Genomic DNA, 22,040 nt, shown 5'->3' on the forward strand with positions numbered 1-22,040 from the left:
GGTGACTTTTAAATATAACCATACATCACACTCTAAAAAAGTAGTATCAGCCGTGCTTGCAGGCATGATGGCCCTTAGCGCCGGCGGAGCTGCCATGGCAGCAGAATCAACAGAAACGGGGCAGGGTCAGACTGCTGCAATAACAAATACGGCTGCACCAACTGGTTTGTTCAGTGATATCAAGGTCGGATACTGGGCTGAAAAACATGTGTACAAACTGGCATATCAAGGCATTCTTCTCGGTAACAACGGCCTGTTCCGTCCAGGAGACGCGGTAACACAGCAAGAAGCTGTAACGATGGCAATCCGTTTTATGAATCAAGAGGGCCAGTTGAATACCGACACGGCTGCGGCATTACCGACAAACATGGAAGTGGGAAATTATTTCAAGCCATATGTCGCGCTGGCACTTCAACTGGGACTGATTGACAAAACGGAAGAATCAACGGTGGATGTATCCAAGACCTCCTGGGGTCAAAAACCGGCTTCACGGGAATGGATTACGAAATTGTTAATCCGTTCATTGGACAAGGATGCTGAAGCGAAAGCACAAAACAATCAATCTACCGGATTTGCTGATAATGCAAGTATTTCCGAAAGTGGTAAAGGTTATGTCAATCTGGCTGTTAGCCTGGATCTGGCCAAAGGTGTGGAAGGCAACAAATTCAATCCAACTGGTTCCGTAACCCGTGCTCAACTGGCTACCTTCTTCAGTCGTGGTGAATCGTTAACGGATACAACGTACCCGAACACATCCACGGGTTATGTGACAGGATTGAAAGATGGGCAGATCACGCTGGTTGTGGACGGCAAAGCCGTTAACTTCGCAGTGAACAGCAGTACGCCGTACTTTACGAAAGACAGTGAGACTCGTGCTTCCGCCACAGATGTGAAGCTGTATACAAAAGTTATGGTTGTAGGTTCGGCAGGTGGGGCTTCCTATGTGGAAGTTGTGGATGCTACACCGCAGGTGGAAAGTGTTGAAGGTACATTTGCACGTTCATTGTCTGGTAATAAAATTGGTATCTTTGTGGGCGAGAATTACGAAACGTACAGTTATGATGAGGCAACTGCATTCATCGATCAGAATGGTAATGCAATCAAACTGTCCGATATTACGGCAGATAGCATCATCGAAGTACAGCGTGAGACGTTCTCGGCTGACAAAAAAACAGTTGCTATTCGTGTGAAATCCGGCATTGTTAACAAGAGTGACAATGGCGTAGTTGCTGAAGTATCCACTTCTGGCAAAACGATTAAACTTGTCAATGCAGCGGGTGCAACAGAGCAGTTTGCATACAATGACAATCTGCTTATCACATATCAAAACCGTATCATGTCAGTGGCTGATCTCAAAGCCGGCAGTGCCGTGAAATACACCGTAAAGGACAGTGTTTTGCAAACTATCACATTGTCTCAAGGTGTGGAGCAATCTGTGCGCGGAACATTGGTTGAGATCGGTGGCAACCAGTCCACGTTAACGTTCAAACGTGAAGGGGGTTCCCTTGAGGCGAAACTGCTGATTGAAAAGCCGGAAGTCATTATCAATGGCATTCAGGATGCAACGCTGAATGATCTCATCACGGATGCAACGAACGGGGATCAGGTGGAGTTGACATTGAACTCTGACGACCAGGTAACGCGTATTCAGGTGATTGGACGTCAAATGGAACCTATGAACGGAGTAACGGTTGTATCTTACAACAGCAAAACAAAGGTACTTACCGTGTTGGACAACAACAAGAAACCGTTTGTATTTACATTGGACGAAAAAACCAAACTGGACTACAATACGACCAAACCTACACTCGCTGGTCTGGAGTCGATTTTAAATGATGGTCGCAAATTGGATCTGACCTATGTGGGAACACGTGCGTTGTCCGTTAAAGTGATTTACAAGTATGAAGGTACGATCAGCAACATTGACACAACGGGCAGAAAAATCAGTGTGTTGTCTGGTAATCAGACGATTACAGTGCCTTATACTACCTTACCTACGGTTGAGATCTATAACAAATCGGGCGCAAGTCTGGGAGATTTGAAGATTGGTGACAAAGTGACCGTAACGCTTGGAGCAAATCAGGATGTAGTACAGAAGGTTTCACTGAACACTGTGGCTCAATTCGAAGTGGTTGCCTTGGAAGCAAATAGTCGTATTCGAGTAAAATCCGATCTGTTGACAAGTCAGTTCTACGTGGATCAAGCCGTACTGACAGGAGAAAGTGGTCAGACGATCACGCCTTCACAACTGACAGCAGGCAACCTGATTAATGTAACGTTTGAAGGAGCTACGCCAAAAGCGGTTCAAGTCGTGAAGCGTACGCTGGCTGAAGTTACAGCGGTGGATGCTTCATCTGTAACGCTCAAACAGTTTAACGGCCAGACTGAAACCGTGCCTGTTAGCGGTTCTGTTAAAGTCGTAAAATCTGGCTCCACATTAACTTCACTGACTAGTCTTACGGTCGGAGATCGTGTGGAAATGACAAAAGATACGGATAATTCCACACGCTTCAGAGTACTAACTGTCATGAGCAAACAATTCTGGTCTTATGATGGCGTGGGTAACCAGATTTTGGTTAAACGGGAAACGACAGCAGACACAAACTATCGTTTTGCACTCGGATCAAGTGTATTTGTTCACCAGGGTGACAATACTTTAAGCGTGCAATCTCTCAGAGATAATGATAATATTGTATTGTATCTCCTGAACAATGTTATTCTGGAGATTCAAAAACAGTAATCGTTTCTTTTCGAGGATCAAAAGAATGACCGTCTTGATACGGGATCTTTCCCGCATCAAGACGTTTTTTTTGCAAGCTTTTTGAGGTCCCCGCAAAGTACTCGGATGAAGCTTCGAAGTAAGGCTCCGCAGAGTGGAGTCATTTTGTGGGAGGTAGCTCTTCATGAATGCAGCGACGGTTAGACATATACTCGAAACTATGGAAGCAATGTTTCCTGATGCACATTGCGAATTAAATCACAGCAATGCATTTGAATTGACGGTAGCTGTCCTTTTGTCTGCCCAGTGCACCGATGAAACGGTGAACAAGGTAACCGCAGATCTGTTCCAGAAGTACAGAAGCCCAGCAGATTATCTGGCAGTTCCTCTCGAAGAGTTGGAACAGGATATTCGGCGAATCGGTTTGTACCGGAACAAGGCCAAGCATATTCAGAACATGTGCCGAATTTTAATAGAGCAGTATGGCGGTGATGTACCGCAGGAACATGATCAGCTTGTGACGCTACCAGGTGTCGGGCGGAAAACCGCGAATGTAGTTGTTTCCAATGCGTTTGGAGTACCGGCAATTGCGGTAGATACTCATGTTGAACGTGTATCCAAGCGGCTGGCGCTTGCAGGTTGGGATGACTCCGTACTTGAAGTCGAAAAGAAACTAATGAAGCGCGTACCCCGGGACGAGTGGACTTTAACTCACCACCGGTTTATATTTTTTGGACGCTACCATTGCAAGGCACAGAACCCTGCGTGTCATATCTGTCCATTGCTGGACATATGCAGGGAAGGGAAAAAACGTATGAAAACGTCCCAAATCAGGAAAGATAAGGAACGTGTCACCACCCGAAAACGAAAAATAAATTAATGAGCAGAAAAGGATGAATAATCATGAAATGCATTTCCGTGTACACTGACAATTTTGAGGCCTTCTCCGATATCTTTGAACAAATCGTTGAACAGGAAATGGCTGAAAATGAAGAAAAAGAAGTAGAAGGCATCACAGTAAGCCACTCTGGCGACGTGCCTGAACATTATCTGGAGCGTATGTCCGTTAAACCAGAAGTTGTTGTTATGAGAGACAAAGGCAGAGACATTACAATTCTGCAACATGGACAAGTATTTGAAATCTTGCTGCCTTCCATGGAGAACGCAGTTTCATAAGAAGTGATTACACTATTGTTTCTGTTGTATTAATGTCATGAGGATCGTTGTGGTTAAGGTGATCACATCGCATTCATGCAACAGACACTTGGCGTGAGCATTTGCTAAATACCGAGTATAAAACGTATTACAGATAAAACCGACTTGTTCGGTTTTATTTTTTTTAGATTATAGAACGTATACGTCCATTTATGTATATTCAATTCCAACCGTTCAAATTCAAACTTGATAATGTTAAAATAAATGTTGTAAAAGAGATAGACGTCGAAACGGATGTCAAATTAGAGGAGCCAGGGGGAAGGCCAGTCATGTCCAGAACAGATTACCCAAAAGAAATGGCCAAACCTCTGCTTCCGCTGCGTGAAGCGATGGAGCAGACAGGGGACCATACGGCTGTACAGGCTATAACGGATTTAATCAGCAAGGCGGAAATGAAACATCTGACGATTGCGTTCTGTGGTCATTTCTCTGCAGGCAAATCGAGTCTCATCAACAGTTTATGCGGTAAGCGGGTGTTGCCTTCAAGTCCCGTGCCAACAAGTGCAAATGTGGTATCCATACGTAATGGTAAGCCAAGAGCGCTTATTTATACTACTCCAAACGTAAGCGCTGACAATGGAGCGGGAACACTTGAAGTTTCTCCAGAGGAATTGGAGGCGTATTGCAAAAATGGTGGAGCTTACAGCTCAATTGAGGTATGGGATGATATTCCTCTGCTGAAAGATGATGCTGTCCTGCTGGATACACCAGGTGTGGATTCAACAGATCGCGGACATAGTCTCGCAACCCATTCAGCGCTCCATCTGGCGGATGTGGTGTTCTATGTCATGGACTATAACCATGTTCAGTCCGAGACCAACCTTTCATTTGCCAAGAGTCTGTCGGATTGGGGCAAACCGTTGTTTTTGATCGTGAACCAGATCGACAAGCATCGGGAGCGTGAGCTCTCTTTTGACCAATATACCGAAGGTGTCGAAGCTATATTTGCGGCCTGGGAAGTCAGATATGACGGACTGTTGTTTACTTCCCTCCGCGACAAGCAGCATCGCTACAACCAGTGGGATGTGCTTCCGGAACTCATTGGACACATGATGCAAGAGAAGGAAGCGTTAATTACGCACAGTTTGGCAAGTTCGGCCAGTCATGTAACGGAGCAACACCTGACGAGAGAAGCGGAGAAACGTGAAGACGAAGAGAATTCCCTGCTGGATGAGATTGGTGGCAAGGAAGGAATTGAACGCTTGGAACGAGAGCTGGAGCTTCTCGATCAACAAGCAGCAGACATTCGTACCGGGCCTTCGCGAGTGCGCGAGAAATTCCGGGCAGAGCTGGAACCTCTTCTGGCAAATGCAAATCTTACACCTGCGGATATTCGTGCGTCGGCTGCCGCCTATTTGGAGAGCCGCAAACCAGGTTTCAGGGTAGGCTTATTGTTCTCTGGTGGCAAAACCGAGCAGGAGAAACAACGCCGTGCTTCTGAGCTGGTCAGACTGTTACAGGATCAGGCTTCCGGACAAGTTGAGGTACATATTCGTACGATGCTTAGACAGCTCGGTGAATCCCATCAGCTATGGGGAGCGGAGTGGGAGCAGGCGCTTAATACGGAGCTGCCTGCTGTAGATGAAGCACTATTGGAGATGAAACGCAGTGCCAGTGCAGAGGTATCTCCAGAGTATGTGATTCAGTTCAGTAAAGATGTGCGGGGCGAGATTGAGGCCCGCTATCGCAAGTCGGCCATGATGCTGGCCGACCGCATGCTGGAGGCGCTGGCAGCGCGAGGCGAAGCCGCGCTTCAGGCGCTGGACGCCAGCCGCGCAGCGCTGCTGGCGCAATCCGCGGCGGCGGCGCGCTACACGGCGCTCCAGCGCAGCGCCGCCGCAGAGGCAGCAGGGCTGCGCAGCCTGCTGCCCCATGCGGGCCCCCTCCCCTCCGGGCTATTGCCGGAGGTGAAGGGCCCGCACGTGCCCGCGGTGCCTGAACCGGGCGAAGCTCCCGGTTCGCATGCGGGCACGTCAACGTCTGTGGCTGCGCAGCCACAGACGTCAGAGGCACCGCCAGCGCAGCGCGCAGTCGCAGCGGCGGTGCCTGGGCCATCGGCGGCGGCTGGCGCTGAACGCCGCCGACGCCTGGACGCAGCAGCGGCACGGCTCGAAGCCGCTGCTGCGCTGGTAGAGCCGTACCCCGCCATGGGGTCGGCGGTACGGGATCTGCGTGCACGCGCGGCTTCGCTTGCGGGCGGCACGTTCACTTTGGCGCTGTTCGGAGCATTCAGCGCCGGCAAATCCTCCTTCGCCAACGCGTTGCTGGGCGAAGCTGTACTACCCGTCTCGCCGCATCCAACAACAGCGGCGATTAACCGAATCATGGCTCCTGCCGGGGGCGCGGAGCATGGAACAGCCCGGGTCCGGATGAAGACCCGGGACGCCTTCCAGGAAGACCTCGGCTATTCCTTCCGATTGCTCGGACTGGGTGAGCCTGGAGCGGAGTGGCAGAAGCGAGTACGTTCCCTCTCGCCACAGGATGTGCATCCGGCGGGGCGCCCGCATTACAGCTTTTTGCAGGCAGCTGCAGCCGGTTGGGAAGAAACAGCGGACCAGTTAGGTCAGGATGTGCTGGTGGATCTGGACGGTTATCGTAACTTTGTCGCAAACGAGAAAAAGTCCTGTTTTGTAGACAGTATCGATCTCTATTACAGTTGCGATGTGACTGAACAAGGCATTGTACTGGTAGACACACCAGGAGCGGACTCCGTGAATGCTCGTCATACGGGTGTAACCTTCAATTATATGAAGAATGCGGATGCACTCATTTTTGTAACGTATTACAACCATGCTTTCTCCCAAGGAGATCGCCAGTTCCTGAACCAGTTGGGACGTGTCAAAGACAGTTCTGCCATGGATCAGATGTTCTTTGTTGTGAATGCCAGTGACTTGTCTTCCTCTGAGGAAGAACTGGAGCAGGTTCTCGATCATGTGAGCACCCAACTGCGCAGTAATGGAATTCGGGCACCACGACTCTTCCCGGTATCCAGCATACTGGCGATGGAAGGCAAGATGGCAGGTGATTCGAAGCTGCTTGAGCAATCCGGTTTTATCCGGTTTGAGGAAGAGTTCAACCAATTTGCTGGCAGAGAATTAGCCGACCTTGCGGTAGGTGGAGCTTCCGAAGAGATGGCACGTGTCATTCAGCGGCTGAAGAATCGTGCAGAGGATGCGGCTCAGGGCGAAGAAGTATTGCAGCAGCGGCGGGATGAACTAGGGACTATTCAGGGACAGTCACGTCAGCGCATACAGCAACTTGCAGCAAGATCCATGAAGGAAGAACTGTCACAGGAAACAGCAGAATTACTCTTCCATGTGCGGCAGCGGCTTGCCTATCGCCTTGGTTTATTCATGGCAGAAGCATTCCATCCATCCGTACTTCGGGAGGAGCGGGGCAATCTGAAGATGGCTTTTGCAGCCTGTGGACGTGAACTGTTACGTATGATTGCCATTGAACTGGAGCAGGAACTGCTTGCTACCACCCTCAGACTTGAACAGGCGGGTCAGACCTGGCTGATGAAGCAAGTTACGGAATGTATAGATGAGGTTAGGCAGTTATCAGGGGGCGTGGATGTGTCACTGCCACTGAACGAACGCTGGAGTACACCTGTGCTTGAAGAAGTTCGTCTGGAAGAACCGTCTGGATGGAAAAGCTATTTGAATTATTTCCGCAATCCGAAACAGTTCTTCGAAGGAGATGGACGTCAGCGATTACAGGAGGAACTTGATCCTGTCCTCAAACAGATGATCATTGAAGTTCTTCCTGCTGCGCAAGACAAACTGATTCAGTTTTATGACAACCAGATTTGTCAATCCTTGCAACACCAATCCCGTCAGTTTGAAGAACGTCTGGACGAGGCGGTAAGTGGAATTCAAGATACACTGGAGAGCGGAATTCCGGCGGAGCAATGGACCAGCTTGTCTAACCAACTGGAACAGATTGAACGCAGTTAAAATCACGGCATAACGCGTATTCTCTGGAAGTCTTTGTAAAACAAAATGAATGATACAGCAACACATTGAAAATGTTGCGAAAATCAACCCAAAAGGGCCCCTGCCGAAAAGGCATATAGGGAGCCTTTTTTTGGTACGAACAACCTGAAATAAAGAGAATATTCAAACATTTGATTGAAAGGTGGGTATTTACCTTCGTTAATGCGTCAATAAGCTGAAAGCAGGCAGAATATGGTCTGTTATTCGCTTTGCCGCGAATGGGGTACGGTGATAAACTTCATAAATGTTCATAGTATTTTTGAACGACATAAGAGGAGGAGAAACATGGATGTTCTTAGGCAACTGCAAACCTTTTTTTGGGAAAAGCGAACGTATTTATTTGTATCAATCTTGTTCCTCGCCTTAGCGACCGCACTTGGGTTGGTGTATCCGTACATGCTGAGGATACTGATTGATGACATCATTGTTCCGCGAACTTTTGAAGACGTTCCCATAATTGCCTTGACTGTGTTAGGTGTAGTTATTTTGAAAGCGGGAATGCAGTTTTTACATGGCTTTTTTGGAGGACGCTTGGGTAACTTCCTGGCGTACAGACTTCGTAATGCATGTTACGAAAAGCTTCAATTTTTATCCTTCCGTTATTATGATACGGCCAAGACAGGTGATCTGATGTCCCGCCTCACGGGAGATTTGGAAGCCATCCGTAACTTTATCGGATTTGGTTTCGCCCAGATTCTTAACATGGTTTTCATGGTCGTATTTGGCGCAATCATGATGATGACCATGAGTTGGCAGCTTACGTTGTTCACGCTCATATGCATCCCATTACTTGCCTTCGTTGCGCTGAGATTCGAATCCAAAATTCACCCTGCGTTTCAGGAGATGCGGCTGGCGCTCAGTTCACTGACAACAGCGGTACAGGAGAATATTACTGGCGTACGTACGGTAAAATCCTTTGCACGTGAGCCTTATGAAGTGGAGAAATTCTCCATACGTAATGAGCGTTACAAAACAAATCAGATTCATGCCGCAACATTGTGGAGTCGCTATTTTCCGATCATGGAGATTCTTGCTTCGGTGAGTATCGTGCTGTTGCTGGTGATCGGTGGAAGAATGGTTATACAGAAGACGCTGACACTCGGTGAACTCGTTGCCTTTTTCAGTTTGATCTGGTACATAATCGGTCCAATGTGGAACCTTGGGTTCCATATCAACAACTATACGCAATCCAAAGCTTCAGGTGAACGGGTGCTCGAACTGCTCAATACGCCAGTGGACGTGGAAGAAACGCAAGATCCGGTCATTGTGGAGGCAGACCAAGTGAACGGCCATGTGACATTTGAATCCGTTACCTTTGCCTACGGCAACAAAATGCCAGCAGTAACCGATATTAATTTTGACGCTGCACCCGGTTCTGTAATCGGTTTCCTCGGGGGAACAGGGTCAGGTAAATCGACCATCATTCAGCTTCTGATGCGTGCCTATAACGTCAACTCGGGAACGATCAAGCTAGATGGCAAAAACATTAAAGACATAGGTATTCGCAGTTTGCGGAGTCAGATCGCTTCTGTTTTCCAGGAAACATTCCTGTTCTCATCCAGCATTCGCAATAATATTTCCTACGGGCTTAAGAACGTCACCATGGATGAGATCATCCGTGCAGCGAAGCTGGCCAAGGCTCATGACTTCATTATGGAGTTCCCGGACGGATATGACACGGTGGTTGGTGAGCGCGGCATGGGATTATCGGGTGGACAGAAACAGCGGATTGCGATTGCAAGGGCTTTGCTGAAAAATCCAAAAATTCTGGTACTTGATGATGCAACCAGCGCCGTGGACATGGAGACAGAACACGAGATTCAGTCCGGTTTCCAGGAAGTTATGCGCGGCAGAACGACATTTATTATTGCACACCGGATATCTTCACTACGACATGCAGATGAGATTCTGGTGCTCGATGAAGGCCGCGTGGTACAACGTGGCAAACATACCGAACTCATTGAAGTGCCTGGACCATATCAGGATGTTTATAAAATTCAATATGCAGATTATATTGCCCGCGGTAAGCGGGAGGCTGGGGAGCAGGTGAATTCATGAGTGCCGAAACGATAGCAGACAGGCGCGAGGCAAAAGTGGCCTCTGAGAAGAAACTGAATGAACGATTTGTGTATCAGGATGATGAAATTATTGAAAAACCGTTTAACTGGAAAGAATTTGGACGTTTATTTGCATACATGAAACCTTATGCGAAACAACTGTTACCACTCGTTATTCTAATGATGATCTTGGGTACCATTACAAAATTGTCCGTACCTTTTCTGATCAGTCTGGCGATTGACCGTGCCATCGCACCGGCAACGGGGTTGCCAAGCATGACTATGCTTTATCTTATTGCAGGCTCCATATTTGTGTTGTATCTCATCCAGTGGGCTGCCAATACGTACCGGATCAAATTGACAAACATTATCGGACAGCGTGTTATTTATGACCTTCGCTCGGATCTGTTCAAGCATATCCAGAAGCTGTCCTTTAACTTCTTTGACAAAAGACCGGCAGGTTCCGTACTGGTACGTGTTACGAATGATATTAACTCCCTTCAGGATCTATTCACTAACGGTGCAGTTAACGTCATGATCGACTGCGTACAGTTGCTCGGGATCATTGTGATCTTGCTGTTGATTAACTGGAAACTGGGTCTTGCCGTGATCATTACGGTGCCAATCATGTTTATCATCTCGACCAAACTGCGGGTGCTGATCCGTCGGGCTTGGCAGGATGTGCGCATGAAGAACTCTCGGATAAACTCCCACTTGAATGAATCCATTCAGGGGATTCGAGTGACTCAGGCTTACACACAGGAAAAAGAGAACATGAAATATTTTGACAACATGAACCTGTCCAGCAAAAAGTCATGGGATAGAGCATCAGCGATGAACCAGGGCTTTGGACCGCTGATTGAGATTACCGGCGGATTCGGTACGTTAATCCTTTTCTGGTTTGGTGCTTACCTGATTCAGGAAGGTCAGTTGACCGTGGGATTACTTGTCGCTTTTGCCAACTATGTCGGCAACTTCTGGGACCCAATCAACCGTCTGGGACAGATGTACAATCAGTTGCTGGTTGCAATGGCATCATCGGAGCGTATCTTCGAATTCATGGATGAAAAACCAAGTATTGCGGATAAACCAGGTGCCAAGCCACTTCCTTCTATTAAAGGAGATATCGCATTCGAAAATGTGGTGTTCGAATACGAGAAGGGCAGACAGGCGCTAAAAGGGATCAGCTTCTCAGCGGCTGCGGGACAATCGATTGCACTTGTTGGTCATACGGGCTCAGGTAAAAGTACGATCATCAATCTGATCAGTCGTTTCTATGATATATCCGGCGGACGTCTCACCATTGACGGACAGGATGTGCGGGATGTAACGGTAGAGAGTTTACGCAGCCAGATCAGCATTGTATTACAGGATACCTTCATCTTCTCGGGTACGATTCGTGACAATATTCGATTTGGACGACTGGACGCAACGAATGAAGAGGTGGAGGACGCAGCCAAAGCAGTCAATGCACATGAGTTCATCATGAAGCTGCCTGGCGGATATGATACTGAAGTAGAGGAACGCGGGAACGTATTATCCATGGGACAGCGACAACTGTTATCCTTTGCCCGTGCGCTGCTTGCTGATCCACGCATACTGATCCTGGATGAAGCTACAGCCAGTATTGACACGGAGACAGAGCTTAAAATCCAGGAAGCGTTGAAGGTGCTGTTGCAGGGAAGAACGTCCTTTATGGTCGCTCACCGTCTCTCAACCATCCGGAATGCAGATAACATTATCGTCCTGGATCATGGTGAAATTAAAGAAGAGGGTAACCATGAGCAGCTTATCCAAAAACAAGGCGTGTATAATGGATTAATTGAAGCTCAATACAGATTTTTGTGATGAAACCTTCGGACGCCTGTGAAGCGTCTGAACACATATGAACTTATAACACTCTGGCGTTCTATAGCCTGATCTTTCAATAATAAGCGCATCTTATTCATTGAAGACAGGTTGGAGGATAGCCGGAGTGTTTTTTTTATTCGTTAGTGTGGTATGTTATATTTTTGAAGAATGAAATCAATACAATCGTTCATGGCTGGAGGGAGATCAATGCAGATGGACAACAACGAAATAAATTCAAAGCATTTGGATCACCTGGATCATATGAATTTTAGGCTCCTTCACGTGAATTATACAAGTGATCCTGCGACGGAGTGGCTTCTGAGGAAACACTTCATTGAAACATACATGTTATTATTTGTAGCCAGTGGGCAAGGGTGGTTAAAGATAGATGGCAGTTTCATCGAATTGAAGGCGGGCGGACTGTATGTAGGCTTCCCGGGGCAAATGGTTGAGGCAAATGTGCATTCGTTGGATGAAAGAGGCGTGTATCACATGAGTTTTGATGTCATGTACGCACTGGAGCAGGAGGGTGGAACAGCCCTTGAAATGATGAAGCAACTTTTACGTAATGAAGTAAATGGCGAGGTCAGCTCATCTTCACCCGTTGCTGTTGGCGTGATCTGTCAGATGATTTACCACCACACGTTGAAGAAGGATGGTTTGCAAAGGTACTATGGTCAGATTCGTTTTCAGGAACTGTTGTATACCATGTTTTACGACGTGGCCTTTACCGAAAAGACGGACCTGGCTTCACCAATTGAACATGTCAAAGGCTACATGGAGCAGAATTATTCGAAGAGATTAACCATTGAGGAATTAGCAAATGTGGCACGAATGAGCCCTCGACATTTCATGCGTTTATTCAAGAAAAGGTATGGTTACAGTCCAGTGGACTATCTAACGCTATACCGAATTAAACAAGCCCAGATCTTAATGAGAAATGATCACAGTTATCGACTCAAGGATGTGGCATCGTACGTGGGTTATCAGGATGAGACGTATTTCCGGCGTAAATTCAAGCAAATCTCTGGCATTCCACCAGCAGCGTTTATACGTAATAGCAAACAAAAAATTGCTGCAGTTCATTCTGTGAGCATTGGTATACTGCTTGCATTGCAGATCATTCCCTGTGCCGCGCCGGCAAGTCATCCATGGACATACTATTACCGACGTAAATATGAAACGGACAAAGTTATGCCACTCGCAGAGAGTGAGACCACCTGGCTGGAACAGCTTCGATTAGTTAAACCTGATTATATTATTACTGTTGGGACGGAGTCTGAGGATTTGCAAAGACAGCTTCATTCCACTGCTCCTGTGTGTGACCTCCCGTGGGAAAAAGGAGATTGGAGAGAACATTTGAGATATGTTGCAAGCTTTTTGGACAGGTCTGATATTGCAGAGGTATGGCTTCAAAGATATGAAGAGAAGGCAACGACCATAAAGGACCAGCTTGAGGATTTCATACGAAAAGACAGATTAGTTGTACTCAAAGTTTATGGTGAAGCGTTGCAGATGTTAGGCCCAAGGAGCATTGCTTCCGTTTTTTACGTTGATATGCAAATGGAGGGTCCCGAAGGAGTTGAGACTTATTGGGAACGGGGCACAGTAACCATTAGGGAGTTGTCTGTTCTCAACGTGGAAAGAATATTATTGATTGTGGGTGATGATGAGACATCCAGGCAGACATGGTCTGCTGTGCGTAAGTCTGAAGAATGGCTTGCGTTGTTAGCGGTACAGAATGGCAGAATGGATATGCTTTTGTCGAGCGTCCTGCTGGACTACACTGCGTTTACCCATGAGCTTATGTTGGATGAAATATTAAAGTTATGGCAAGATCGTCCATAGCAAAAAGTCTGAATAGTCAATATCATACCTGAACATATTTTAATATACTTACTCCTATATCAAATGATAATGATAATTATTATTAATTAGACGTTGTCATAACTAAATGCCATATAGGGGGTACATAAAGAATGAGATTCAGATGGTTAACGGTACTATGCACCATGATGTTGGTGCTCATTATTTCGGCTTGCGGTGCAGCAGGCAACGAAGCATCCTCGAGCGAGGGTCAAGAAGAGGGTACCGCCAATTCTTCAACAACAGAAACAAGTCAGGTAAAAAAAGTGACTACGGAAATGGGAGAAGTTGAAATTCCGGCGAACCCACAAAAAATAGTTGGTTTGTCCGTTGTATATCCAGAATTTTTATATTCACTTGGCATCGTACCCATTGCTGTACAGAACTACCATGAGGATTTTCCTTCTTACTTGCAAGAGCCATTCGCAAACACGATGAAAATGGGAATAGGAAGAACGCCTAACTTTGAAGCCCTCATGGAGGCAGATCCGGATTTAATTATCGCCCCTGACTGGTGGTCCAAAAAGGACTATGATCAGCTTACTCTGATTGCACCTACCGTACTTTTGCCACAGCGTGATGATTGGCGCGATGAACTGCGGGATATGGCCAAAATTCTGGACAAAGAAGAACAGGCAGAAAAGGTGATTCAGGATTTGGTGGATAAGGAGAAGGTAGCTGCTGCCAAATTGGATAAGCTGATTGGTGAGGAGACTGTTCTCTACATTAGAGTGATGGAAAAAGAAATCGTACTTCATGGGGAGAACCTTGACCGAGGAAACTTTGTCCATAAACGATTGGGAATGAATCCACTTCCTAATTTCCCGAAAGATCAAACTGCCATGTCCGTATCCTTGGAAGTACTGCCTGAATACGACGCAGATCATCTGATCGTTCAGCTGGATGATGAGACTAATCCGGAAATTAAAAAGAAATTTGAAGATATGTTATCTTCATCGTTATGGAAAAATCTGAAAGCAGTCAAGCAGGACCACGTCTATATGGTGGGTGGCAAGGAATGGTTCAATCTGGGAATGTCTCCACTTGCCGATGAATATGTCATTGATGATATTGTTGCTGCTTTTGAAGCAAAAAACAAATAAAGCAAACGGGTAAAGTTACATGTATTTCGAATTCATAACTAAATTAACAAGGTGTGTTTAAAATGAATGAAGAAGATATCTATGATGTAACCATCGTCGGAGGCGGACCGGCGGGATTATATGCGGCCTTTTATGCCGGGATGCGTGATATGAGAGTTAAGATCATTGACGGCAAAGACCAACTTGGTGGTTTTCTGCATACCTATTCTGAAAAAACTATTTGGGATGTGGGTGGCCTGCCACCAATGAAGTGTTCAAAGTTGATTGAGTATCTGGTTCAGCAGGCGAATACCTTTAATCCAACGGTTGAATTGAATTGCAAAGTAGATCGGTTCGCTCGACTGGACAACGAGATTTTGGCTCTGTATACTGCTGAAGGCGACATACACTATACGCGTACAATTATTGTCGCAGTAGGCCGCGGTATCGCAGAAATTCAGAAATTGGAGCTTCAGGAGCCGATTCAATGTGAGTATGAAAATCTTCATTACACCGTGCAAAATCCAGAACATTTTTCCGGGAAGCGTGTGCTCATTTCAGGAGGAGGCAACAGTGCAGTAGATTGGGCAATTGAACTTGCTCAACTTGCACGGAGCGTAGTGGTCGTCCACCGAAAAAATGAGTTTCGTGCAATGGAACGCAATGTTAGCGAGATGAACAATGTAACGGATGTCAGAACACCATATAGCATCACACGGCTTCATAATCATGGTGAACGTATCCATCAGGTTGTAATTACGCATATGGAGAGTCAGGAAAATGTATTGTTAGATGTGGATGAAGTCTTAGTTAGTCATGGATATAAAAGCAATTTAAGTGATCTTGCCAGTTGTGGCTTAGAAATGGACGATGGAATGGTTCTAATGAGTCACCATGCACAGACGAGTCTGCCGGGTGTTTTTGCTGCAGGGGATTGTGCAACTCACGATAGCAAAGTCAGACTTATTGCCGGAGCCTTCAACGATGCGATTTTAGCTGTAAATAGTGCGAAAAAATACTTGACTCCAGATGCTCCCATGATGGCGTACGTCTCCTCCCATAATGAAATTTTCAGAGAAAAAAACAAACAAATCCCAAGGTTCTAAACTTGGGGTTTGTTTGCTAATTTATGTTCACTGGAATATTAAAATCTACTCTTTTGACATTTCCTTAATTTTGGGAGGAATGGAAGGAGTATCGAATCTGTGAGCAGTAATTGTAAAATTTGATCGAAAAAACACAAAAAATCTTGTAAAATTCACAAGAAAAATAGGGAGCACTCTTGCAATCTTTAACCAAAACCCCGAAAATAGAGAGACAGATATAGAAGATTTCTCTTTGGGAGGATTGGAAAGAACATGTGGGGTGCTCCTTTTACGGCTCAAGCCAAAAAAATGCTGCTACTAGGCAGTGGAGAATTGGGAAAAGAGGTCGTTATTGAGGCCCAACGACTGGGAGTAGAGACGATCGCTGTTGATCGTTATGAGAACGCACCTGCAATGCAGGTCGCGCACCGGTCTTACTGCATCGACATGCTGGATGCCGAAGCTTTGAAACAATTGATCCGTAAAGAAAAACCTCATTACATCGTACCTGAGATTGAAGCTATTGCAACAGAAGCTTTACTGGAGCTTGAGGAAGAGGGATTTTGTGTAGTACCTACTGCCCGAGCTGCACGTCTAACGATGGATCGCGAAGGCATCCGTCGGCTTGCAGCCGAACAATTGAAACTTCCGACAGCTGATTACCTTTTTGCGGACAACCTGGAACAACTTCAGGAAGCCGTACGTGAGCTTGGCACACCTTGTGTCATTAAACCATTAATGAGTTCTTCCGGCAAAGGGCAGAGTGTATGCCGAACACCGGGCGACGTAGAGGATTGCTGGAACATTGCTCTTTCGGGGGCTCGTGGCAAATCCGTTCGTGTTATTGTGGAGAGCTTTGTGCAATTTGACAGTGAGATTACATTACTTACTGTTAGGTCTGTATCAGGCACCGTATTTTGTCCTCCGATTGGTCATATTCAGAAGGATGGGGATTATGTCGAATCCTGGCAGCCTCATGCAATGACTCCTGAGCAATGGCAGCAAGCTTGTCATATTGCCAAATCCGTCACGGATGAACTTGGCGGGTATGGACTGTTTGGAGTGGAGTTGTTCCTGACCCCGGATGGTGTTGTGTTCAGCGAGGTATCTCCTCGTCCACATGACACAGGTATGGTTACAATGGTGACGCAAGACAGTTCCGAGTTTGCGCTGCATGTACGTGCAATTCTTGGTTTTCCGGTCACAGGTGTACATCTGTTGACACCGGGAGCTTCAGCAACGCTGAAGGCTAATGATGAAACATCTGACTTTACTGTAGGCGGGATTGAAGAAGCTCTGGCTCTTCCTCGTACTCAGATTCGTGTATTTGGCAAACCTGAGACCAAAGTAGGACGCCGAATGGCTGTAGCCTTAAGTGCTGGTCAAGATGTGGAAGAAGCTCGTAAAACAGCGGTGCAAGCCGCTAATATGCTGAAAGTGGAGGTAAATCATGTCCAATAATGTTGAGGCCCCTGTACTGATGATCCGAGAGTGTGAACTACGAGATGCTGAAGCGGTAACGGGACTGATGCGAGAGGTCAGCTATCCGACAACAACCAATGTCATGAAAGAACGTATTGAATGTTTGGAAACCAATCCAAACGCATGCATGCTTGTTGCCGAAGTGGATGAACAAATTATTGGTGTGATTGGCTTGCAATGTGTGCAAAGTCATGCCTATCCAGAACCTGCCGCACAAATTACTTCCCTGATTGTAGGTCAAGAACATCGTGGTGGTGGGATTGCCCGTCGTCTGATGGCTCGTGCCGAAGATTGGGGCAGACAGCAAGGTGGTAAACAACTGTTTGTCACGGGTGCAAACCGTGAAGTGACTTCAACAACGTACTCTTTTTATGAGCACATTGGTTTTCAGAAGAGAGGGTATCGGTTCAGTAAAGTTCTTCTATAGTACAAATAAAGTTTCTTCTATTGCATGGAAATTCTCATGATATCCTGATCTGCACATTCTTGTGTGGTGAATGATAAATAGATGGTGAAGCGACATTCGACTAGCATTTTTAGTCCGAATGTCTTTTTTTTATGCTTTTGTAAAATCTGTAACATTCTAAAAAATGACAAAAAAGTTACTTTTCCATATTTTATAGGTTCACAATCTCCTGTCGAATTGATATACTGCTAGAGTATTAATTACAAAGTTGTAATAACTAATCTTAAGGAGATGAATGAATTTGAAAAAGAAATGGATGAAAACTGTCGTAACGAGTAGTCTGACAGCCGTACTGGCCGTAGGGGTAATGCTTCCTGCTTCCGCGTCTGCTGCAGATTCAACATATAAGACTATCACAACGTACAAAATTACAAGTACAGACAGCTTGAAAGCTTATATTGAGAAATGGCTCAAACAAAATGGATACACCGTATCCGAGGGGCAAATTGTAGAGAAACCTGCTACGCAGCCTGATCAAACGACGAAACCTGCTGAGCCGACAACAAAACCAACTCAACCAACAACAAAACCTGCTGAGCCGACAACTAAGCCTGAGCAACCGACTAAACCAACACAACCAGCTCAAGAAGAAAAACCGGAAACTACACCGGCTAAAGATCCTTCAAACACGGGTAACACAGGTAATACAGGTAACAATACAAGTAATAATGGTAGCGAAAGCACACAATCCGACTTTGCTACTCAAGTTGTAAAACTTGTGAACGCTGAGCGTGCTAAAGCAGGTCTGAACGCTCTGACTTCAGATGCACTTCTGGACAAAGTAGCTGTTGCTAAAGTAAAAGATATGAGTAACAACAACTATTTTGATCACCAGTCACCTACGTATGGTTCTCCGTTTGATATGATGAAACAATTCGGAGTAACTTACAGCTATGCAGGTGAGAACATTGCCCAAGGACAAAAAACACCACAGGAAGTTGTTACAGCTTGGATGAATAGTGAAGGTCACCGTGCCAATATTCTGAGCAAAAACTTTACGCATATCGGTGTAGGTTTCTACAACGGATACTGGGCACAAGAGTTTATCGGTAAGTAATCGATTTATAATGAAGAAAGTATGAATTTCTTTACCACAAGGTTATGCCAGCACACAGTTCAAATCTGTGTATGGCATAACCTTTTTTCCGTAAAATGACATATAAAAAATGAATTCTGTGAATGCAGCGCCAAAGTTTGCAAATTAACGACAGAACATTTATGTTATTTAGGAATAGCATCATCAGGGCGTGTCTGAAAACTCCGAAGTAAGCGGATTTTCAGACACGCCTTAATGTAAAGTCATTATAAATTATAAAGCACCCGGACTGGTGTACATGAGTGGAGATGTGATGATGAAAAAGAAAAAAAGCCTGGATTCAGCACCATGGATCTGGAGAACTGTCAGTACAGTATCCATCTTGGCAACTTTGTTGTTGTTATTTGGATTTGGTTACGCCATAAAAGACGTGATTTTCCCCGAGGGAGATTCCGCATTAACTACAGGCCAGGAGGCAACTGCTCCATCTAAGGATATCGAGGGGGAACCGGCTGTCGTGGAAGATGGCAAGATTCGGATGGCCGTCATCGGTGATTCTCTGGCAAGAGGCACGGGCGATGATGAAGGACTCGGTTTTGTGAGACGTGCAGGGAATCTGCTTAAAGATAAAGGATATGACGTTCAGGTTCTTAATAATCTGGGTGTAAACGGTTTGAGAACAGATGCTTTATTGGAAAAACTCGATGAGCAAGGCGTACGTTACGTCTTACAACAATCCAATTTTATCTTGCTCTCGATCGGCGCAAATGATTTGTTCCAGGGAGGACAAGTTCTACAGGGGGAAGATCCGCCAACAGCAGAGCAGCTGGCAGCGGCTTTGCCGGAAACGTCGAAGCGCCTTCAAGAGATATTGAAGAAAGTAAAAGAAATTAATCCCGATGCGCAGATTGCGTACATAGGGTTGTACAATCCATTTGGCGATGTGAAGGAACTGGAGAAGCCAGGTAATGCAGTGGTAGCTGCATGGAACGATGCTGCACTGGCTATTTTGAACAATGAGGACAAGATGACACTGGTCCCTACATTCGATTTGTTTGAAAATCATCTGGGGGAGTATCTCTCGTCAGATCATTTCCATCCCAACGGACAAGGTTATGAGCAAATTGCAGTTCGGATTGCACAGGAATTCCAGGCAGATACACCGGCAGAAGGGAGCGGAAATTAAATGGCAGAGCAGCAGTATGATTCCGTCCTATCCGTACAGAATCTGAAAAAGCGGATCGGACGCAAATGGATCATTAAGGACGTTACATTTGACGTAAAACCTGGTGAAATCTTCGGATTTCTCGGTCCCAACGGTGCCGGCAAAACAACGACGATACGGATGCTGGTCGATCTGATCAAACCAACAGAAGGAAAAATTAAAGTCTGTGGTTATGATGTGAATCGGGACCCTGAGCGTGCTTTGAAGTATGTAGGCTCCATTGTTGAAAATCCGGAGGTATATACATATCTGACAGGGTGGGAGAACCTGGAGCATTTCGCTCGCATGCAACCAGGTGTGGACAATGAACGAATTCAGGAAGTTGTAGATATTGTGCGTCTGGATCAGCGGATTCACGATAAAGTCAGAACGTACTCATTGGGTATGCGTCAACGGCTCGGTATTGCACAAGCGCTGCTTGGACGACCGCGTCTGCTTATTCTGGATGAACCGACAAATGGTCTTGATCCAAAAGGGATTAAGGAACTTCGTGTCTTTATTAAGCAACTTGCCAGCGAAGGTATGGCTGTATTTGTCAGCAGTCACTTGTTAAGTGAGATCCAGCTTCTCTGTGACAGAGTAGCCATTATCAGTGCTGGGCGTGTGCTTGCCGTTGGAGGTGTAAGCGAACTGATTGAAGATCATTCGAAGTTGGCTATATGGCATGTTTCACCACTGGAGCAAGGCAAAAAAATGTTGCAGGATGCAGGCATTGCTCTGGTAGGTCGACCTGCGGATGTGATGGATGATACCATTGTTGCGGGCCTTGGTCCCAACGCTGTGGTTGCCGAGATGCACGAAGATCGAATTCCTGATATGGTGCAACAGATGGTTCAAGCTGGTGTACAGGTTGAAGGGGTACAGCGGATCCAGCCTACGCTTGAACAACTATTCTTAAAAATGACAGAAGGTGAATCCATTGAGTAATATCATGCCGCTGATCCGCAATGAAACGATTAAGATGGTGAAGAAAAAACGGCTTTATATTATATTTATTGTACTTGCGGTCCTCGTACCGATGTTTACGTATGCCCAGATGAAATCTGCGGAGAATAATCGCGACAAGTTTGGCGGCGATTGGCGTCTTGAACTGCAACAGGCCATCACAGACAATCAAAATTCGCTCGGTAGCGATCGGGTACCTGAAGAGTACAAAAAATATAGAACAGTATATATCCAGCAGATGCAGTATTATCTTGAGAATGACATCAATCCCAAAGAACCGGGCGGTGTCACCTTTACGCGGGAGTTCATGAACAACGCGGTTGGATTGTTTATTCCACTGTTAATCATGGCTATTGCTTCAGATCTTGTTTCTGGTGAACGTACGACAGGTACGATTAAAATGCTTTTAACGCGTCCGGTTAGACGCTGGAAAGTGCTTTTGAGTAAATTAATTACGCTGATTATGTTTGTTTCGATCATAGTGGTATCAGCCTACATTATATGTTATGTCATATCGGGTGCGGTCTTTGGTTATAAAGGCTTCAACATGCCAATCTTCACAGGATTCAAAGTTGTGGGAACAGATGTCGATATGTCGGCAGTGCATGCTGTAGACCAGTGGCTGTATATGCTAATGCAGGCAGGACTGATCTGGTTTGTGAGTGTAATTGTGGCTATGCTTGCATTTATGGTATCTGTGCTTGTGCGCAGTACTGCTGCAAGTATCGTTATCATGATGGCCGCTTTGATTGCAGGAACAATCTTGACCAGTATGGCAGCGTCCTGGCAGACCGCGAAGTATTTGTTCATGGTTAACCTCGAACTTCCGAATTATTTGTCTGGCGGGTTACCTCCAATCGAGGGTATGAATTTAGGTTTTTCCCTTATTGTGCTTAGTGTTTGGGGCATTGCTTCACTCATTGTGTCATTCCTTGTCTTTACGAAACGGGATATCTTGAATTAAAATGGACAAGGATAAGAAAACATCTGTTTGCATTTTAGGCATTTTTTTAGTT

The 22,040-nt window shown here is 45.9% G+C and carries 15 protein-coding genes; all 15 read left to right on the top strand.

Annotated features, from left to right (window positions below; genetic code table 11):
- The first annotated feature begins 1 nt into the window (after position 1).
- The 15 genes from PAEAM_RS09040 to PAEAM_RS09110 all read left to right on the top strand — a co-directional run bounded on the left by PAEAM_RS09040 (position 2) and on the right by PAEAM_RS09110 (position 21,988).
- Positions 2-2,740 (top strand): S-layer homology domain-containing protein, encoded by a 2,739-nt coding sequence (locus PAEAM_RS09040; RefSeq protein ID WP_100527265.1) that lies wholly within the window; start codon positions 2-4, stop codon positions 2,738-2,740.
- 163 nt (positions 2,741-2,903) lie between these two features.
- A complete protein-coding gene (gene nth, locus PAEAM_RS09045) occupies positions 2,904-3,599 on the top strand; it encodes an endonuclease III (RefSeq protein WP_036607558.1) in 696 nt (231 codons plus the stop codon).
- 23 nt (positions 3,600-3,622) lie between these two features.
- Positions 3,623-3,895, top strand: a complete 273-nt coding sequence (locus tag PAEAM_RS09050; protein WP_017687779.1) for a hypothetical protein — start codon at positions 3,623-3,625, stop codon at positions 3,893-3,895.
- 308 nt (positions 3,896-4,203) lie between these two features.
- On the top strand, positions 4,204-7,890 hold the full coding sequence (locus tag PAEAM_RS09055; RefSeq protein ID WP_165789865.1) for a dynamin family protein: 3,687 nt from the start codon (positions 4,204-4,206) through the stop codon (positions 7,888-7,890).
- Between the two features lie 324 nt (positions 7,891-8,214).
- Complete coding sequence (locus PAEAM_RS09060) at positions 8,215-9,987, top strand: ABC transporter ATP-binding protein (protein WP_036613268.1); 1,773 nt, start codon at positions 8,215-8,217, stop codon at positions 9,985-9,987.
- Positions 9,984-11,834: an ABC transporter ATP-binding protein gene (locus PAEAM_RS09065; protein ID WP_036613270.1), complete on the top strand. Its 1,851-nt coding sequence runs from the start codon at positions 9,984-9,986 to the stop codon at positions 11,832-11,834. The genes PAEAM_RS09060 and PAEAM_RS09065 overlap by 4 nt, the downstream gene beginning before the upstream one ends.
- 348 nt (positions 11,835-12,182) lie before the next feature.
- Positions 12,183-13,685, top strand: a complete 1,503-nt coding sequence (locus PAEAM_RS09070) for an AraC family transcriptional regulator (protein WP_165789866.1) — start codon at positions 12,183-12,185, stop codon at positions 13,683-13,685.
- Between the two features lie 131 nt (positions 13,686-13,816).
- Positions 13,817-14,806: an ABC transporter substrate-binding protein gene (locus PAEAM_RS09075; protein ID WP_100527268.1), complete on the top strand. Its 990-nt coding sequence runs from the start codon at positions 13,817-13,819 to the stop codon at positions 14,804-14,806.
- 62 nt (positions 14,807-14,868) lie between these two features.
- Positions 14,869-15,891 (top strand): NAD(P)/FAD-dependent oxidoreductase, encoded by a 1,023-nt coding sequence (locus tag PAEAM_RS09080; RefSeq protein WP_100527269.1) that lies wholly within the window; start codon positions 14,869-14,871, stop codon positions 15,889-15,891.
- A 252-nt stretch (positions 15,892-16,143) separates the two neighbouring features.
- Entirely contained in the window at positions 16,144-17,331 is a 1,188-nt protein-coding gene (gene purT / locus PAEAM_RS09085; RefSeq protein WP_036672920.1) for a formate-dependent phosphoribosylglycinamide formyltransferase, read from the top strand.
- Positions 17,321-17,779 carry a GNAT family N-acetyltransferase gene (locus PAEAM_RS09090; protein WP_036613284.1) on the top strand — a complete coding sequence of 153 codons (459 nt, stop codon included), beginning with the start codon at positions 17,321-17,323 and terminating at the stop codon, positions 17,777-17,779. Before purT ends, PAEAM_RS09090 begins: the two co-directional genes overlap by 11 nt.
- 280 nt (positions 17,780-18,059) lie before the next feature.
- Complete coding sequence (locus PAEAM_RS09095; RefSeq protein ID WP_051447300.1) at positions 18,060-18,875, top strand: CAP domain-containing protein; 816 nt, start codon at positions 18,060-18,062, stop codon at positions 18,873-18,875.
- A 292-nt stretch (positions 18,876-19,167) separates the two neighbouring features.
- Entirely contained in the window at positions 19,168-20,040 is an 873-nt protein-coding gene (locus tag PAEAM_RS09100; protein ID WP_305955651.1) for a GDSL-type esterase/lipase family protein, read from the top strand.
- Complete coding sequence (locus tag PAEAM_RS09105) at positions 20,041-21,006, top strand: ABC transporter ATP-binding protein (RefSeq protein WP_100527270.1); 966 nt, start codon at positions 20,041-20,043, stop codon at positions 21,004-21,006.
- The gene (locus PAEAM_RS09110; RefSeq protein ID WP_036613298.1) at positions 20,999-21,988 is read left to right on the top strand and encodes an ABC transporter permease; all 990 of its coding nucleotides are present in this window, start codon (positions 20,999-21,001) and stop codon (positions 21,986-21,988) included. The genes PAEAM_RS09105 and PAEAM_RS09110 overlap by 8 nt, the downstream gene beginning before the upstream one ends.
- Positions 21,989-22,040: the final 52 nt, after the last annotated feature.

Origin of the sequence: Paenibacillus sp. GM1FR (assembly GCF_002803315.1) — a bacterium.
Classification (GTDB): Bacteria; Bacillota; Bacilli; order Paenibacillales; family Paenibacillaceae; genus Paenibacillus; species Paenibacillus amylolyticus.

What these genes read in the sequence shown, in the direction of transcription:
- nth (WP_036607558.1), top strand. Translation starts at nt 2,904, where the DNA reads ATGAATGCAGCGACGGTTAGACATATACTCGAAACTATGGAAGCAATG.
- PAEAM_RS09050 (WP_017687779.1), top strand. Translation starts at nt 3,623, where the DNA reads ATGAAATGCATTTCCGTGTACACTGACAATTTTGAGGCCTTCTCCGAT.
- PAEAM_RS09055 (WP_165789865.1), top strand. Translation starts at nt 4,204, where the DNA reads ATGTCCAGAACAGATTACCCAAAAGAAATGGCCAAACCTCTGCTTCCG.
- PAEAM_RS09060 (WP_036613268.1), top strand. Translation starts at nt 8,215, where the DNA reads ATGGATGTTCTTAGGCAACTGCAAACCTTTTTTTGGGAAAAGCGAACG.
- PAEAM_RS09065 (WP_036613270.1), top strand. Translation starts at nt 9,984, where the DNA reads ATGAGTGCCGAAACGATAGCAGACAGGCGCGAGGCAAAAGTGGCCTCT.
- PAEAM_RS09070 (WP_165789866.1), top strand. Translation starts at nt 12,183, where the DNA reads ATGTTATTATTTGTAGCCAGTGGGCAAGGGTGGTTAAAGATAGATGGC.
- PAEAM_RS09075 (WP_100527268.1), top strand. Translation starts at nt 13,817, where the DNA reads ATGAGATTCAGATGGTTAACGGTACTATGCACCATGATGTTGGTGCTC.
- PAEAM_RS09080 (WP_100527269.1), top strand. Translation starts at nt 14,869, where the DNA reads ATGAATGAAGAAGATATCTATGATGTAACCATCGTCGGAGGCGGACCG.
- purT (WP_036672920.1), top strand. Translation starts at nt 16,144, where the DNA reads ATGTGGGGTGCTCCTTTTACGGCTCAAGCCAAAAAAATGCTGCTACTA.
- PAEAM_RS09090 (WP_036613284.1), top strand. Translation starts at nt 17,321, where the DNA reads ATGTCCAATAATGTTGAGGCCCCTGTACTGATGATCCGAGAGTGTGAA.
- PAEAM_RS09100 (WP_305955651.1), top strand. Translation starts at nt 19,168, where the DNA reads ATGATGAAAAAGAAAAAAAGCCTGGATTCAGCACCATGGATCTGGAGA.
- PAEAM_RS09105 (WP_100527270.1), top strand. Translation starts at nt 20,041, where the DNA reads ATGGCAGAGCAGCAGTATGATTCCGTCCTATCCGTACAGAATCTGAAA.